Annotated in this window: 15 protein-coding genes and 1 tRNA gene; 3 read left to right on the forward strand and 13 right to left on the reverse strand. The window is 67.7% G+C overall.

The window, feature by feature from the left end:
* From MST3598_RS08900 to MST3598_RS08935, 8 genes are read right to left on the reverse strand one after another with little or no spacing between them, the layout of a single operon-like run.
* Complete coding sequence (locus tag MST3598_RS08900) at positions 1-2475, reverse strand: DEAD/DEAH box helicase (protein ID WP_096359534.1); 2475 nt, start codon at positions 2473-2475, stop codon at positions 1-3.
* Positions 2472-3230, reverse strand: a complete 759-nt coding sequence (gene tatC, locus MST3598_RS08905; RefSeq protein WP_029259222.1) for a twin-arginine translocase subunit TatC — start codon at positions 3228-3230, stop codon at positions 2472-2474. Before tatC ends, MST3598_RS08900 begins: the two co-directional genes overlap by 4 nt.
* A 57-nt stretch (positions 3231-3287) precedes the next feature.
* The gene (gene tatA, locus MST3598_RS08910; RefSeq protein ID WP_021200561.1) at positions 3288-3524 is read right to left on the reverse strand and encodes a Sec-independent protein translocase subunit TatA; all 237 of its coding nucleotides are present in this window, start codon (positions 3522-3524) and stop codon (positions 3288-3290) included.
* Positions 3525-3568: 44 nt separating this feature from the next.
* Entirely contained in the window at positions 3569-4552 is a 984-nt protein-coding gene (locus MST3598_RS08915) for a helix-turn-helix transcriptional regulator (RefSeq protein ID WP_029259221.1), read from the reverse strand.
* Positions 4549-5541, reverse strand: coding sequence for a helix-turn-helix transcriptional regulator (locus MST3598_RS08920; RefSeq protein ID WP_029259220.1), 993 nt, complete (start codon positions 5539-5541; stop codon positions 4549-4551). Before MST3598_RS08920 ends, MST3598_RS08915 begins: the two co-directional genes overlap by 4 nt.
* The gene (locus MST3598_RS08925) at positions 5541-6452 is read right to left on the reverse strand and encodes a hypothetical protein (protein WP_029259219.1); all 912 of its coding nucleotides are present in this window, start codon (positions 6450-6452) and stop codon (positions 5541-5543) included. The genes MST3598_RS08920 and MST3598_RS08925 overlap by 1 nt, the downstream gene beginning before the upstream one ends.
* A gap of 10 nt (positions 6453-6462) precedes the next feature.
* Positions 6463-7482: a tRNA (adenine-N1)-methyltransferase gene (locus MST3598_RS08930; protein WP_029259218.1), complete on the reverse strand. Its 1020-nt coding sequence runs from the start codon at positions 7480-7482 to the stop codon at positions 6463-6465.
* Positions 7479-8171, reverse strand: coding sequence for an HAD family hydrolase (locus MST3598_RS08935; RefSeq protein ID WP_029259217.1), 693 nt, complete (start codon positions 8169-8171; stop codon positions 7479-7481). The genes MST3598_RS08930 and MST3598_RS08935 overlap by 4 nt, the downstream gene beginning before the upstream one ends.
* Positions 8172-8252: 81 nt before the next feature.
* Between MST3598_RS08935 and MST3598_RS08940 the strand changes: the two genes are divergently transcribed.
* Complete coding sequence (locus MST3598_RS08940; RefSeq protein ID WP_029259216.1) at positions 8253-9101, forward strand: PAC2 family protein; 849 nt, start codon at positions 8253-8255, stop codon at positions 9099-9101.
* A gap of 7 nt (positions 9102-9108) precedes the next feature.
* Here MST3598_RS08940 and MST3598_RS08945 read toward each other — a convergent pair whose 3' ends face one another.
* Positions 9109-9933: an undecaprenyl-diphosphate phosphatase gene (locus MST3598_RS08945; RefSeq protein ID WP_021200554.1), complete on the reverse strand. Its 825-nt coding sequence runs from the start codon at positions 9931-9933 to the stop codon at positions 9109-9111.
* 40 nt (positions 9934-9973) lie between these two features.
* Positions 9974-11269, reverse strand: coding sequence for a M20/M25/M40 family metallo-hydrolase (locus MST3598_RS08950; protein ID WP_029259215.1), 1296 nt, complete (start codon positions 11267-11269; stop codon positions 9974-9976).
* A 111-nt stretch (positions 11270-11380) separates the two neighbouring features.
* Between MST3598_RS08950 and MST3598_RS08955 the strand changes: the two genes are divergently transcribed.
* Positions 11381-11463 (forward strand) — tRNA-Leu (locus tag MST3598_RS08955).
* A gap of 267 nt (positions 11464-11730) precedes the next feature.
* On the opposite strand, the gene MST3598_RS08960 is transcribed toward MST3598_RS08955, so the two are convergent.
* The gene (locus MST3598_RS08960) at positions 11731-12828 is read right to left on the reverse strand and encodes a VIT1/CCC1 transporter family protein (protein WP_021200551.1); all 1098 of its coding nucleotides are present in this window, start codon (positions 12826-12828) and stop codon (positions 11731-11733) included.
* A gap of 145 nt (positions 12829-12973) precedes the next feature.
* Complete coding sequence (locus tag MST3598_RS08965) at positions 12974-14716, reverse strand: DEAD/DEAH box helicase (protein ID WP_029259214.1); 1743 nt, start codon at positions 14714-14716, stop codon at positions 12974-12976.
* A 147-nt stretch (positions 14717-14863) separates the two neighbouring features.
* Between MST3598_RS08965 and MST3598_RS08970 the strand changes: the two genes are divergently transcribed.
* Complete coding sequence (locus tag MST3598_RS08970) at positions 14864-15706, forward strand: SGNH/GDSL hydrolase family protein (RefSeq protein ID WP_021200549.1); 843 nt, start codon at positions 14864-14866, stop codon at positions 15704-15706.
* A 4-nt stretch (positions 15707-15710) separates the two neighbouring features.
* On the opposite strand, the gene MST3598_RS08975 is transcribed toward MST3598_RS08970, so the two are convergent.
* On the reverse strand, positions 15711-16511 hold the full coding sequence (locus tag MST3598_RS08975) for a TrmH family RNA methyltransferase (RefSeq protein WP_029259212.1): 801 nt from the start codon (positions 16509-16511) through the stop codon (positions 15711-15713).

Below are 16511 nucleotides of genomic sequence, written 5' to 3' on the forward strand. Positions count from 1 at the left end.
TCACATCGACGAGTAGGCGACGATGCCGCGACGCACCCCGTCGAGCGCGGCACGAGCCGTACGCGCGAGAGCCGCATCCTCGGCCACGATCGACAGCTGGTCGAGCAGGTCGATCGTCTGCTTGGCCCAGCGCACGAAGTCCCCGGCCGCCATATCCGCATCGACCAGCACCCGGTCGAGCATCCCGCCCCACGCCCAGGAGTGCATCGCGCCGGCCAGGCCTGCGGCCAGGGGCTCGCTTCCGGGGAGGTGATGATCCTGCTCGAGGTCGTCGAGCTCGGCCCAGAGCGTGGTCGTCTTCTCATACGCCGCACGGAAGGGCCCTCGCGGTAGACCCCTCTCCCCCGTGTTCGCCTCGTCGCGGCGGGGTTCGTACATCAGACAGCACGCCATGGCTGCGAGGGACGGAGCATCGAGGCCGGCCCAGAGGCCTTGACGCAAGGACTCCGCGACGAGCAGGTCACGTTCGCCGTAGATGCGACGCATGGTCCGTCCGGCCTCGGTCAGCGTGGTCTCCCCGTCCTCATCACGTAGATAGTCGAGCGTCTCCAGGACCTCGACGACGCGGTCGAAGACCCGCGCGACGGTCCCGGTGCGTGTCTCGATCTGACGACGGATGCGATCCGTCTGACGCTTCAGCTTCCAGTAGCGCTCCGCCCAGCGTGCGTGCGCTTCGCGGTCGGGACAGCGATGGCACGGGTGACGCTGCATCTGCGTCCGCAGGGTCTGGATGCGCTTCATGCGCTTGTCACGCGACGCGCGCGGGGCGTTCGATTCCTGGCGGTTCTTCTTCTCGAGGTCGCTCAGCTCGCGTCGGATCGCCGCGTACTCGGGGAAGTCGCCGTGTTCGCAGGCCATCGCGCTCTGATAGCCGGCCAGCGATTCCTCGGCCTCACGCACCTGCCGCGCCAGCCCGACGACGGCACGGTCGGCCTGGAACTGGGCGAACGACGATTCCAGGATCTCTCGGGCCCTGGACTTGCCGAACAGGTCGATCAGGTTGACGGCCATGTTGTACGTCGGCCGGAAGCTGGAGTTCAACGGGTAGGTGCGGCGGGAGGCGAGTGCGGCAACCGCCTGCGGATCCATGCCCTCGGTCCACTGCACGACGGCGTGACCCTCGACATCGATCCCTCGGCGTCCTGCGCGACCGGTGAGCTGGGTGTACTCCCCCGAGGTGATGGCCACCCGGGCCTCGCCGTTGAACTTCTCCATCTTCTCGAGCACAACGGTGCGTGCCGGCATGTTGATCCCGAGCGCGAGCGTCTCGGTGGCGAAGACGACCTTGACCAGCTTGCGCTGATAGAGCTCTTCGACGACCTCTTTGAAGGCGGGCAGCAGCCCCGCGTGATGCGACGCCACTCCGCGCTTCAGATTGTCGAGCCATTCCCAGTAGCCGAGGACGCCGAGGTCCTCCTCCTGGAGCGTGCGCGTGCGCTCTTCGACGATGGCCCGGATCTCGGCACGTTCCTCATTCGAGGTGAGCCGGATCCCCGAGCGGCGCACCTGTTGCACCGCGGCATCACACCCCACGCGGCTGAAGATGAAGAAGATCGCCGGCAGCAGATTCGCCCGCTCCAGAAGCCGCACGACGTCGGGGCGGTCCATCCGCTCGATCCGGCGGGCATTGGCGGCACGCACCGGACGACGCCCTCCCCGCGGAGGCCGCTTCGCCTGACGGCCGGCATGACGGTCGCTGCGATAGGACTGCGCCTGGCGGTTGTTCTCGTAGGTCGTGCCCGTCGACGAGCGGATCCGCATCAACTCCTGGTTCACCTGCGCCGTGGCGAGACCAGCGCGGTCGTCGAACAGCGGCAGGAGGTCGTCGCGGACGAGCACGTGCTGCTCGAGCGGCACGGGACGGATCTCGGAGACGATCACCTCGGTGTCGCCGCGCACGGTGTCGAGCCAGTCGCCGAACTCCTCCGCGTTCGACACCGTGGCACTCAACGACACGAGGCGGACACGGGCGGGGAGGTGGATGATGACCTCCTCCCACACCGCGCCCCGGAACCGATCGGCGAGGTAGTGGACTTCGTCCATGATGACGTAGCGGAGGTCGCGGAGGGCAGAGGAATCGGCGTAGATCATGTTGCGAAGGACCTCGGTCGTCATCACGACGATCCGTGCGTTGCCGTTGATGTTCGTGTCGCCCGTAAGGAGTCCCACGTCGTCGGCACCATAGACGTCGACCAGTTCTCGGAACTTCTGGTTCGAGAGGGCCTTCATCGGCGTCGTGTAGAACGCCTTGTCACTCGGGGTCTGCATCGCGAGGTGGATAGCGAATTCGCCGACGATCGTCTTCCCGGCGCCCGTCGGCGCCGCGACCAACACGCTCCGGCCGCTCTCGAGCGCGTGACAGCCGGCGACCTGGAAGGGATCGAGCTGGAACTTCTGCAGTGCGGCGAACGCCGTCGACTGCGGGTGCTCCACTGCTTCCTGCGCGCGGGCGTACCTCTCGGAAGGCGAACTCATGCCGGATCCGGCAGAAGCCCTGATGCCTCGTCGCGTTTGCGCTTTCGTCGGTCGAAGATCAGTGAGAGACCTGCGGCGGCGAAGAAGAGGACGATCAGGATGCCCGCGAGCATCAGCATGCTGACGACGTCAGCCGCCGGCGTCGCGAGCGCGGCGAACACCGTGGCGATGATGATCGCGACACGCCATCCCTTGAGGATCGCCCGTCCGGACATGACGCCTGCGAGGTTGAGTGCCACCAGGAACACGGGCAATACGAACGAGATGCCGATCACGATCATCAGTTTGAAGATGAAGTCGTAGTACTCCTGGGCGGAGTAGAGGTTCGTCGCCCCGGCGGGCGTGAAGCTCCACATCAGTTCGATGATGTGGGGCATGATCATCACGCCGAGGTAGCAGCCGGCGAAGAACAGCGGAACGGCGGCCACGACGAAACCGATCGTGTACCTGACCTCCTTGCGGGTGAGACCGGGCATGATGAACGCCCAGATCTGCCACAGCCATACCGGAGCCGACAGGAAGATGCCGATGGAGAAGGCGATGCGCATGCGCATGTCGAACGCGGCCGTGACCGTGCCGAAATTGAGTGCGCTGAAGTCGTCTCCGCGCTTCTCGGCGATGATCCGTACTGGCTCGGTGATGAAGTTGATGATCGGGTCGGCGATGAGGAACGCGACGACCATGCCGACGAGCAGCGCAAGCGCAGCGAACATCAGGCGCTTGCGCAGTTCGACGAGATGCGCGCCCAGCGACATCCGTCGATCCCGATCCGCCTTCGGCATCACGGTCGGTTCGATGGCTGCCACGGCCGGTCAGGCGCGGGGCGGGGTCTCAGGGTCGATGCCCGAGTCCTTCACCGTGGTCGGCTCGGCGGCTGCGGAATCGGTGCGAGCGGCGTCGTCGTCCTTCATCGCCTTCATCTCGCCCTTGAACACGCGCGCGGACTGTCCCATGCTCTTCGCGAGAGCCGGCAACTTGGCAGCACCGAACAGGAGGAGGATCACGGCGAGCACGATAAGCAGGTGCCAGCCTTGCATTCCAGCGAACATGTCAGGATTCCCGTCGTCGGTGAGCGTTCGCTCCAGTCTACAGATCAAACCTTTGCTTCGGGTTGGCGATACAGGGCGAGTCCCGAGGCGGCCCAGTCCCTCGCGGCTGCGCGGGCGACACCGGGTTCCAGGACTTCCATCGCTCCGCCGAAGCGCGCAGCCAGCCGCTTGATGCCCCGTGGGTCGGCGAGATGGAGGCGCGCTGTCACGGCCCCGCCGATCACCTCGGTCTCACCGGGGGGAAGGAATCCGTTCAGGAGCGGAGCCAACCGCTCGGCGACGCGAACCGTGACCTCGCGCTCATCGTCGAGTCCTGCGAATGCCTCGGGAACCTGATCGCCCGCATGGGTGATCGGGATGTCGGTCAGCGTCGGGGCGCTCACCCGATCGAGATGGAAGGTGCGCATCGCCTGTCGGAGGTGACACCACCCCTGCAGGTACCACTGTCCGTTGGTGATGAGGATCTGCATCGGATCGACCGTGCGCGTCGTCGGGGCTGCGTCGGGAGCCTGATAGGTGAAGGAGATCGCGACCCCCTCATGAAGCCCGCGGGCGACCGCCTCGCGAACCTCGTCGACGGCGCTCGGAGCGACGACCACATCGGCGGGCGCATCCGCGGCGCCTCGAGAGAGTTTGGAGATCAGGCCGGCGACGAGGCCCGAATCGGAGACGGCGGGTACTGCAGCCACCATCTGCAGACCCGCCAGGAGCGCGGCGGCCTCACGCGCGGTGAACCGTGGGACGCGACGCAGAGCGACGTCGTTGGTGATCTCGATGACGTCGTCCAGATCGAGCAGGTCCCAGTTGATGTCGAACATCTCCTGAGGTTGCTGCCAGTAGCCCGATTCCCCGGGCAGACCGATGACGGTGAGCTTCTCGACCATGCTCCGCATCTCCTGCGGAGTCACGCCGAACTCTGACGCCGCCTCCTGGAGAGAGACCTGGCCGTGCTCGAGGAGGTAGGGGACGAGGGTCAGATAGACCCGCACGCGATCAGCCGCGAGCAGGGGCTTCGCCTTCGCGCTCATTTCGCCTCCTCGACGTCGGTGTGGGCTCGCACGACGGCACGAAGGCGCGAGATCACCGCTTCCCGGAGCAGGGCGGGTTCGACGACTCTGACTTCCGGACCGTACGAGGCGAGTTCATCCGCGAGGATGTGCAGGTCGACGAAGGGGACGTTGATCCCCTGTGCGGCGGATGTGGCCCGTCGTCCCAGGCGCAGTGCGGCTTCCGTCCCTGGCGTGACCTCCAGGAGCGCGGAGTTCTCGGATGCGACGCGTTCCAACCCGGCGAGGGCGCGATCCCCCGCCCCGTCACGCAGCGCGGGGTCGAAGCTCTGCGTGCTCACGCGCACGTCGCCGACGACCCGGCTGAGGAGGAAAGTACGATCTTCGTCGACGTCGACGTCGATGCCGAAGACATGCCAGCGTGCCTCGTAGTCGACCAGCGCCAAGGGGCGGATACGCCGACGACGAGGCGTGTCCTCGCCGGGCTTCAGATACTCGAACGTCACCACCTTGCACCGCTCGATCGCATCCTGCAGCGGTGCGAAGGCGGCGTCTCGTGCCGTGATGCGCGGCGCGAACCCGATGATCGGTTCGTCGCCGTCGATGCCGAGGGCTCGGATCTTGCGGACGCCGGACTGCGCATCGCCCGAGACCGACTCCGCGCTCCACACGCTGCCGGCGAGTTGCAGCACCGCCAGCTCGGCGGGCGAGAACTCGATGTCGCTGGGGAGATCGTATTCCGCCTGCGGAATGCGGTACCGCGCTTCGCGGAGATCGTTCGGGTCCGCGGCGTCCCCGATGGTCTCGATGGGCACGCCGAGCGAGCGCAGCTCGTCCTTGTCGCGCTCGAACATCTTCTCCAGGGCGTCCGAGCGGGTGCCCGCTTCGGCGCGTTGCCGATAGCCGGAGACGTTGTCGAGGATCTGCTGCTTGGTCAACCCGATCTCCGTGGCCATCAACGCCACGACGAGATTCGTCAGGCGCTCCTCCGCGGGGATCCGGGCGGCCATCACGGCGCAGGCGCCGTCACTGCGCCCAGGATGTCGACGACGATCGCGGTCGCGGGAGTGTTCTCGGCCGCGGGGAACACGACGAGGAGCTGAGAGCCGACAGTGGCGCCGACGAGTTGCTCTGCAGCAACGCTGACGCTGGCATCCTTGCCCCAGGAACTCGTCGTGACCTTCTTGTCGTCCCAGCCGACACCCATGACGTTCGAGACGACGATGTCGCCCTTCTTCACCTTCGGGCCGTCGCCCTTGATGAGCGTCTGGGTGGTGATCTCGGTGGGCGCCGGAACGTCGGGGATGATGATGCCGGGAGTTCCGTCAGGAGCGCGCACCACCGTCGGCATGCCGCGTGCGTCGTTGAACTGGAGCGCTCCCGTGGCCTTCGACGGCATGACGTCGAGCACATCGATCACGGCCACGATGTTCTCGCCCTTGTCGAGGCCGAACGCCTGGACGTTCTGCTCGCCGAAGTCCTCGGGGGTCAGGACGGCGAGGACGCGGCTGCCCTCGGTCGCGCATTCGAGCACGTCCGAGAGCCCCGCGGAACGCTGCGCCCAGTAGTCGATGCTGTGGACGCGGCTCTGGTCGCCGTTGAACTCGGACTGATAGAGCTTCTTGCCGCTGTCGCCGCCGTAGAAGGCGATGTCCAGCACCACCGGCTGGAAGTCCGAGCCCAGCGCGAGCCCGTCGCCGACGGTGACGTCGGCGAACGAGGTCTTGTCGCTCTTCACCGGCCCGAAGACGGTGACGTCCGGGACCGAGCCGAGGTCACCACTCACGTCGGCGACGTTCAGGATCTTGTCGTTGCTCCCGCGATCGCAAGCGGCGACACCGTCGGATGCGGTCGCGGTGCACCCTGTGAGGGCGAGGACGGCAAGGCTGAGAGAGGCCAGAACGGCGGACGTTTTACGCACGCGCTCCAGTCTATTCCGTCGCGTGCCCGGAATCGCGCGATGCGGCGGCCAGGCGCGCCCCCTCGGCGGCCTTCTCCGCCTCCCGCGCGCGCTTGCGCAGGTTCTTGTCGCTGATCTCGCGGTCGCCGACGGCGCCGGGGGTCCACGCCTCCACGTCTTCGTCGCCGTAGCTGCTCTTGGACGCCCGCCGCTTCACCGAGGGCGCGATGGCGCCCGGTGCGAGTCGACGTGCGGTGAGGAGGAATCCCGTGTGCGCGACCATCCGGTGATCCGGCCGCACGGCGAGACCCTCGACGTGCCAGCCGCGGACCATCGTTTCGGAGGCATCGGGATCGGTGAAGAGCCCCGTGCCACGGATGTACTCGGCCACCCGGGAGAGCTGCGTCGCGGTCGCCACGTAGCAGAGCACGACCCCGCCAGGGGTGAGGGCCTCAGCGACGGCATCCATGCACTCCCACGGCGCCAGCATGTCGAGCACGACGCGGTCGACGGAGGCCGGAGCGGTCTCCGTCGGCAACGCCTCGACGAGATCGCCGACGACGACCCGCCAGGTGTCCGGGTGCTCGCCGAAGAACGTCTCGACGTTGCCGCGCGCCACATCGGCGAAATCTTCACGGCGCTCGAACGAGATGAGCCTCCCCGCCGGACCCACCGCACGCAGGAGCGAGAGCGAGAGCGCGCCGGAACCGACCCCGGCCTCCACGACCACCGAGCCAGGGAAGATGTCCGCCTGCATCACGATCTGCGCCGCGTCCTTGGGGTACACGATCGCGGCGCCGCGCGGCATCGACATCGCGAAGTCGCGCAGCAGCGGACGCAACGCCAGGTAGTCGTGTCCCGAGCTGTTGGCGACGACGGAGCCGTCGGGCAGCCCGATCAGGTCGCGATGACGGAGCACGCCCTGGTGCGTGTGGAGCTCGCCGTCCTCGCGGAGCGTCACGGTGTGCAGACGGCCTTTCGGACCGGTCAGCTGCACGCGATCGCCGGCGCGGAACGGCCCGCTGGGCCGCGGAGCTCGGGAGTCGGTCATCGGGTCGCTCCTGTCGAGGCGGTGCTGCTGTCATAGAGATCGGTGAGGTCGGCGGCTCCCCGGCCGGCGAGCGTCGGCCACAGCTCGTGCGCCCCGAGGTGATCCAGCGGGACGATGTGCGGAACGGCGAGCGTCAGCGCTCCGGAGGCGAGGCCGGCACGGACACCGGTGGGCGAGTCCTCGATGACGATCACCTCGGCGATGTCGACATCGAGGAGGGCTGCGGCCTGTAGATACGGCTCGGGGTGCGGCTTGGGGTTGTCGACGTCATCCCCCGCGACGACGATGTCGAAGGCCTCGAAATCGATCAGATCCACGACGTTCAGAGCCATCCGACGCAGCGACATCGTCACGAGCCCGGTCGGGATGCCCGCCGCCCGGAGATCCCGGAGCAGTTCGCGCGCGCCGGGACGGAACGGGACGCCCTGCGTGCGGAGCGATTCCTGCACGACGTCGGTCAGGTGGGAGACGATCGCCTCGGCTTCCATGGCGACTCCGGCATTCTGAAGGATCACCGCGCTGTCGATCAATCCGCTGCCGACGAGCTGCAGAGCGTCTTCGTGGGTCCAGGATCCGCCGAAGGACTCGACCAGTGCTGTCTCGGCCGCCATCCAATACGGTTCGGTGTCGACGAGTGTTCCGTCCATGTCCCATAGGACCGCGCTGGGCTTTCTGCTCACTGAACCCATGCTAGCCGTGGTGCCGCCCGCTCCCCGCCTTCGCGGACTAGCCTGGAAGGATCACGACCGCGATCTCGAAGGGAGCCCTCGATGGATGTTCTCGGTCCGCGCATCGTCATCGCCGCCTTCGACGGCTGGAATGACGCGGGTGAAGCGGCGAGCAGCGCCATCGAGGCGCTGCGCTCCCCGTCGGAATACGATCTCGTGCATTCCGTCGACCCCGAGCTGTACTTCGACTACCAGTACACGCGTCCGTCGACGCGGATGGATGCGGAAGGCCGTCGTCAGCTCACCTGGCCGGAAGCAGGTCTGTGGCGTCCTCGGAACCCCGGCCCGGGCCCGGAGTTCTGGCTTCTCACCGGAGCCGAGCCGGCGCGCACCTGGCAGGCGTTCGCCTCCGAGTTCATCGACATCGCTCTGCGCGACGACATCACCGGTCTCGTCACCCTCGGCGCCATGCTGTCCGACGTTCCGCACACACGGCCGATCTCGATCTTCGCCTCCAGCCAGAACGAGCAGGTGCGCGAGGCACATGGTCTGGAACGCTCGCTGTACGAGGGCCCCGTGGGGATCCTCACCGTCTTCGAGCACTTCGCGGAGAACGCCGGCATCCCCACCGCGAGCCTGTGGGCGAGCGTGCCGCACTACGTCGCTTCGGCGACACCGTCGCCGAAGGTCACGCTCGCCCTCCTCGACCGTCTCGAGGAGCTCACCGGAGTGGATGTGGATCGCACGGCGTTGCGCACGGAGGCCGCCGCCTGGGAGGCGTCGATCGATGCCGCCGCATCGGAGGACGAGGACATGGCGGAGTACATCCGCCAGCTCGAGCGCACCCGTGACACGTGGGACTCCCCCGAGGCGTCGGGCGATGCGATCGCCCAGGCATTCGAGCGCTACCTGCGCCGCCGCGACGACGGTCCGGGCGACCGCAAGCGCTGAGCGCGGGTCAGGCGGCGATCACGCCGGTGCCGAGAAGGACCAGCAGGACGGTGCCGAGCAGGATGCGGTAGATGACGAACGGCAGGAAGCTGCGCTTCGAGATCCAGTTCATGAAGAACGCGATCACGCCCAGTGCCACCACGAAGGCGATTCCCGTCGCGGCGAGGGTGTCGCCGAACGAGAAGAACGACGGCTCGTCCCAGCTCTTGAACACCTGGTAGAAGCCGCTGCCGAAGACGGCGGGGATCGCCAGCAGGAAGGCGTAGCGCGCTGCAGCCGCACGCTCGTATCCGAGGAACAGGCCCATCGTGATCGTGCCGCCCGAGCGGGAGACCCCGGGGATCAACGCCAGCGCCTGCGCGAAACCGAAGGCGATGCCGTGCGGGTAGGTGAGGTCATCGAGCTTTCGGCGCTTCGCTCCCACGTAGTCGGCGACGCCGAGCAGGATGCCGAACACGATCAGCATGACGGCGACGATCCACATCGATCGGAGCACGGTCTCGATCTGATCCTGGAAAAGGAGCCCGAGGACCACGATCGGGATGCTGCCGATGATGATCAACCAGCCCATCCTGGCGTCCGGATCGTTGCGCGGCGCCTTGCCGACGAGAGACCGGAACCACTGCGTGACGATGCGCACGATGTCGCGCCAGAAGAACACCACGACGGCGGCCTCGGTGCCGATCTGTGTGATCGCGGTGAACGCGGCCCCCGGGTCCTCACCCGAGGGGAGGAACGTTCCGAGGATGCGCAGGTGAGCGCTGGAGGAGATCGGAAGGAACTCGGTGAGTCCCTGGACGATGCCGAGGATCAGTGCTTCGAGCAGGTGCATGGAGAGCTTTCAGTTCAGGGAGGCACGGAGCGCGCGGCGCTCAGTACGTGCGCAGCAGATCGGTCAGAACCTGCTGGCCGAAGACAAGCGATTCTACGGGTACTCGCTCATCGACTCCGTGGAACATGCCTGTGAAGTCGAGGTCGGCAGGCAGCCTGAGCGGCGCGAAGCCGTAGCCGGTGATGCCCAGGTATGCCAGTGCCTTGTTGTCCGTGCCGGCACCGAGCAGATACGGGATGACCGGAACCCCCGGGTCGTGGCGGCCGATGCTGGCGACCATCGCCTCCACGAGCTCGCCCTCGAACGGCGTCTCCATCCCGATGTCGCGGACGACCGTCTCGATGACGATCTCGTCTCCGACGATCTGCTGCAGCTCGGCGAGGACGTCGTCCTCGGTCCCGGGGATCACCCGTACGTCGATCAGCGCCTCGGCGCGCTCCGGGATCACATTGTGCTTGTAGCCCGCTGCCAGCGCTGTCGGGTTCGTCGTCGTGCGGAACGAGGACCGCAGGAAGGCCTCGGCCGGTCCCGCGGCTGCGGCGAGGGCATCGGGGTCGTCGACGCTGCGCCCGGTCAGGTCGCTCAGGCCCTCCAGCAGGGCCCTGGTCGTCGACGTCAGACGGATCGGCCACCGGGTGCGCCCGATCGCCGCGACCGCTTCAGCGAGCTTCGTGACGGCGTTGTCGTCGTGCAGGCGGCTTCCGTGGCCCGCGCGGCCCTTCGCGACGAGCCGTATCCAGATCAGGGCCTTCTCCCCCACCTGCAGCAGATAGGCCCGTCGGTCATCGACGGTGATCGAGTAGCCGCCGACCTCGCTGATGGCGGCCGTCGCGCCCTCGAACCACTCCGGGCGGTTCTGCACGACGAGCGCTGACCCCTCGACACCGCCGTTCTCCTCGTCGGCGAAGAAGGCCAGCACGAGATCGCGTTCCGGTTGCTCGCCTGCGCGCAGGATCTCGGCCACCGACGTGAGGATCATGGCATTCATGTTCTTCATGTCGACGGCTCCACGGCCCCACAGCATTCCGTCCCGCACGAGGCCGGCGAACGGGTCGACGCTCCAGTCCTCCGCCATGGCGGGAACGACGTCGAGATGGCCGTGCACGACGAGCGCGGGCTTGTCCCTGTCACGCCCCGGCACCCTCGCCATCACGTTCGTGCGGCGCGGGATCGGCTCGTAGTACTCGACCGCGAGCCCGAGCCCCTCCAGGTAGGCACCGACATACTGCGCGGCCTCGCGCTCGCCCTTCGCGTTGCCCCCGCCGAAGTTGGAGGTGTCGAAGCGGATCAGGTCGCTCGCGATGCGGACGACCTCCGGAAGAGACGGATCGGTCATGGGTCCAGGCTATCGAAAGCGCGCGCCACGCCCGGGCGTGCGCCTCGGTTCGAGAGGCCGCTGGGGACGTGGTAATGTCATTCTTCGGTCGGCAACGATCATCCAACACCTGCGCGGGTGGCGGAATGGTAGACGCGCTACGTTGAGGTCGTAGTGCCCGTAAGGGCGTGGGGGTTCAAGTCCCCCTCCGCGCACAGGAAGAAGAAGGCCCCGGATCCCTGGATCCGGGGCCTTCTTTGTTGTCGTGTGGACGACCGACGTCGTGTGCGTCGACGACGCGGGGAACAGCTCACCGGAGAGCGGAGATACACGCCGCGCCTTGATCCGGAGCTACCGGGCTCCGCTCCATCGGGAGAACTCCGTCCGGTGATGCGGATGTACAAAGCCCGCCTCCGTCGTCGTCGATGGCCGCTATCCTGTTCCGGCGATCACGCGATCGCAGGAACAGGAGTCGCTGCCGGTCACGCCGCGCTGACTCCGAAGAGAAGGCCCAGCAGGTAGGTGATGGCGGCTGCGCCGAAGCCGATGGCGAGTTGGCGCAGGGCGCGGCGCAGGGGCGGGCCGCCCGAGAGCACGCCCACCATCGCGCCGGTGCTCAGGAGCGCGATGCCGACGAGCACGAGTGCGACGACGACGGCCGTCGTTCCCTCCAGGCCGAATATCCAGGGCAGCACCGGGATGATCGCCCCGGAGGCGAAGAGGAGGAAGCTCGAGATCGCGGCCGTCCAATCGCTGCCGACGATCTCGTGTGCGTCGCCGCCCTGGATGTCGACCGGACCGGTCGCGGCCCGGCGCGCCCCGGCCTGGGCTGCGCTCACGATGCGCCGGGCGCGCGCCAGCGATTCCTCCTGCTCCATGCCCCGTGCGCGGTAGACGAGCGCGAGCTCGTTCTCGTCGATGTCGAGATCGCCGGCCGACGCGTGGGCGTCTTCGTTCGCCTCGGTGGCTGCGAGCAGCTCGCGCTGGGATCGTACGGAGACGAACTCCCCCGCCCCCATGGACAGCGCTCCGGCCAGGAGACCAGCGATGCCGCTGAAGAGCACGAAACCGGAGCTCACCCCTGTCGCGCCGATGCCGAGGACGAGCGCCAGGTTGCTCACGAGGCCGTCGTTCGCTCCGAAGACGGCTGCACGGAAGGATCCGGAGAGGCGCCTGCGGCCGCGTGCCGCGAGCCCGCGCACGACCTCGTAGTGAACCTTCTCGTCGGCCCGCATCGCGGGGGTGGCGTACTGCTCCGCATCGTAGGGGGAACGCGCCTCCGCGCTCTGGGCGAGAGCCAGGACGAAGATGGACCCGAAACGACCGGCCATCCAGCCGAGGAGTCGCGAACGCACTCCGGCGCGGGGAAGTCGCTTCGGCTCGCTGCCGAGAAGATCGAGCCAATGCTGCTCATGGCGGCGTTCGGCGTCAGCGAGACTCAGCAGGATGTCGCGCTCCTCCCCCTCTCGTCGTGCAGCGAGCTTCTGATAAACGGCGCCTTCGGCACGCTCCTCGACGAGATAGCGCGCCCAGCGTCGGCGGTCGGCTGGCGTCGGTTCGACTGCGGCGGGGGCTGTCATGGATCCTCCAGAAAAGACGGTGCCCGGTGCGCGGGCAACCGTTCAACGCTAGCTCTGAAGGCGCGCAGGAACCCTGCTCAGGCGCGGATTGACAGCATTTCGGGGATCCGAAGCACCGGCCGGACGTCATGCGGTCCTGTGGTCCTCAGGAACGCACGCGTTTGCGGAGAACCTCGATGCGCGACTGCAGCTGGGTCACCGTCGCCTGGGCGACGGCCGGACCTCCGCAGATCCGTCGGAGCTCGGCATGCACCGCGCCGTGGGGCTCGCCCTTCTGCCGGGCGTAGAGTCCGACGAGACTGTTCAGAAGCTGTCGCTGCTCTTTGAGCGTGCGATGCAGGGGCGGGGGCAGCGTCGTCGTCTCGGTCGGCGCGGTCGAGGCTTCTCGCGCTTCACGCAGACGCGATTGACGGGACTGACGCTGCATGAGCAGTTCGTGGACGTGTTCCGGTTCGAGGAGACCGGGGAATCCGATGAACTCCTCCTCTTCCGGTGTGCCGGGTTCTGCGAGCTGTCCGAACTCCTGACCTTCGAACACCACGCGATCGAAGTGCGCGACGGACGAGAGCGCCTGATAGCTGAACTCCTGCGTCAGCGCGTCCGAGGTCTCCTCTTCGCGATTCGCGCTCTCGAGCAGGGAGTCTTCCAGCCCGTCGTCCTCCTTCGACTGCCGGTCGAGTGCGTGGTCACGCTGCTTGTCCATCTCGTTCGCGAGCCCCATGAGCACGGGGACCTGCGGAAGGAACACGCTGGCGGCCTCACCGCGGCGTCGGGCCCGCACGAAACGACCGATGGCTTGGGCGAAGAACAGCGGAGTCGACGAGGAGGTCGCGTACACGCCCACCGCGAGGCGCGGCACGTCGACACCCTCCGACACCATGCGCACGGCCACCATCCACCGGGAGTCGTTCGCGCTGAACTTCTCGATGCGTTCCGAGGCGGTCGCGTCGTCGGAGAGCACGACTGTGGCCTGCTGGCCCGTGATGCTGTGCAGGATCTTGGCGTACGCCCGGGCGACGGTCTGATCGGTCGCCAGCACCAGACCGCCGGCGTCGGGGACGTGGTGGCGGATCTCGGTGAGGCGGCGGTCTGCGGCCGACAGCACGGCCGGCATCCAGTCGCCCTCGGGGTCGAGCGCGGTGCGCCAGGCCTGCGAAGTCACGTCCTTCGTGTTGTCCTGGCCCAGGTGCGTCTCGAGTTCGTCGCCCGTCGTCGTGCGCCACCGCATCTTGCCCGCATACATGTGGAACAGGACAGGTCGGACGACGCCGTCGGCCAGCGCACGACCGTAGCCGTAGTTGTAGTCGGTGCGAGAGATGCGCGCGCCGGATTCGTCGGGGTGGTATTCGACGAACGGGATCGGTGCCGTGTCGCTGCGGAACGGGGTTCCGGAGAGCAGGAGACGCCGCTTGGCGGGACCGTACGCATCGCGGATGGCGTCGCCCCAGCTCAGTGCATCACCGCCGTGGTGGACCTCGTCGAGGATCACCAGCGTCTTCGCGTCTTCCGTGAGATGCCGGTGCACGGAGGACTTCGCCGCGACCTGCGCATACGTCACGACCGCGCCGTGATAGTGGCGCGCGGGTGCCCAGTCGCTGTTGCGGAAACGGGGGTCGAGGCGGATGTGCACGCGCGCGGCGGCATCGGCCCACTGCGTCTTGAGATGCTCGGTCGGAGCCACCACGATGATGCGGTTGACCTCGCCCATGCGCATGAGTTCGACCGCCAGGGTGAGAGCGAACGTGGTCTTCCCTGCACCGGGGGTGGCGGCCACGAGGAAGTTGCGCTGATCCGCGGCGAAGTACTGTTCGAGGGCCTCCTGCTGCCACGCGCGCAGCTTGTTCGCGGTGCCCCAAGGGGCACGCTGTGGAAAGGACGGAGAGAGCATCGACTCCACGATAATCGCTGCCGGGGACACGGGATCACTCGCCGCCGTTCCCGCGCGTGCCCCTGCCCCGGACGTGCGCCTGCAGTAGGCTCTGTCACTGCGCAGCGGTCACCTCCGCCGGGCAGAATGTTCGTGAAGGAGAGCGGGATGACCGACCAGGATTCGACTCGAACCCCCTACGTTCCGAACGAGACCGCACATCCGTGGCGGCGTTTCGTCGCGATCGGCGATTCGTTCACGGAGGGCATCGGCGACCCGGATCCCGCACATCCCGGCAGCCACCGCGGCTGGGCCGACCGCGTCGCGGAGGTGCTCGCCTCGCAGGTGGACGACTTCGCCTACGCCAACCTCGCCGTCCGCGGCAAACTCATCGCACAGATCGTCGCCGACCAGATCGAGCCGGCCGTGGCGCTCCACCCCGATCTGGTGTCGATCTGTGCGGGCGGCAACGACGTGATCCGCCCCGGGACCGATCCGGACGCCATCGCGAGTCAGCTCGAAGACGCCGTGGCCCGACTGGCCTCGACGGGAGCGGCCGTGCTCCTCTTCACCGGGATCGACACCGCCTTCACGCCGGTGTTCCGGGCGTTCCGCGGCAAGGTCGCGATCTACAACGAGAACGTCCGTGCGATCGCCGAGCGTCATGACTGCATCGTCGCCGATCAGTGGGCGCTCAAGGTCGTGCAGGACATGCGGTTCTTCGACGACGACCGCCTGCACTACAACGCCCTCGGTCACCACGAGGTGGCACGGATGGCGCTGCGCGCGCTGAACGTGCCGAACGACCTCGAGGCCATGCAGCCCGAGCCGTTCCCGCTGCGGACGTGGCGAGAGGCGCGCGCCGAGGACCTCGGCTGGGCACGCGAGCACCTGGTGCCGTGGGTGCTCCGGAGGTTGCGGCACCAGTCATCCGGAGACAACCTCGCGGCGAAGCGTCCGGAGCCCTCGCCGGTGTTCCGATTCGAGCAGACCCCTCCGGAGAGGGACTGAGAGGTCAGGCTTTCATCGACCAGAGCGCGACCGCGGCGGCGGATGCGACGTTGAGCGAGTCGACCCCGCCGGACATCGGGATGGTGACGATGGTGTCTGCACCCTCCATCGCCTCGCGCGAGAGGCCGTCGCCCTCCGAGCCCATGACGAGTGCGACGCGTTCCGGACGATCGGCGGCGTAGGTGTCGAGCGTCACCGCGTCGTCACGCAGCGCGAGGGCCGCGATGTCGAAGCCCGCGGCGTGAAGGTCTGCGATGGCGGAATCCCAGTCGGGGATACGCGTCCACGGCACCTGGAACACGGTCCCCATGCTCACGCGGACACTGCGACGGTACAGCGGGTCGGCGCCCCCTGGCGACACCAGCACCGCGTCGGCCCCCAGCCCGGCAGCCGCACGGAAGGCCGCTCCGACGTTGGTGTGGTCGCCGATGTTCTCGAGGATGAGCACGAGGGTCGCGCCCTGGATCACGTCGTGAACCGACGGCAGCTCGGGGCGGTGCATCGACGCGATCGTCCCCCTGTGCACCGCGAAGCCGGTCACCGTCTCGGCGATCTCATCCGGTACCACGTACACGGGCACATCGAGATCGCCGACGATCCTCCGGATGTCCTCCACCCGGCGCTCCTGGACCAGCACGGAACGCGGACGATGTCCAGCCGCCACCGCGCGGGCGATCACCTTCGTCGATTCCGCGATGTAGAGACCACCCGACGGCTCAGACAGGGCACGAAGCGCGGTGTCGGTGAGTCCGCGGTAGTCGTCGAGACGCGGGTCGTCGGCATCGGTCACAGGCAGTAGTTCCAC

Origin of the sequence: Microbacterium sp. TPU 3598 (genome assembly GCF_002356155.1) — a bacterium.
In the GTDB taxonomy this organism is placed as follows: Bacteria; Actinomycetota; Actinomycetes; order Actinomycetales; family Microbacteriaceae; genus Microbacterium; species Microbacterium maritypicum_A.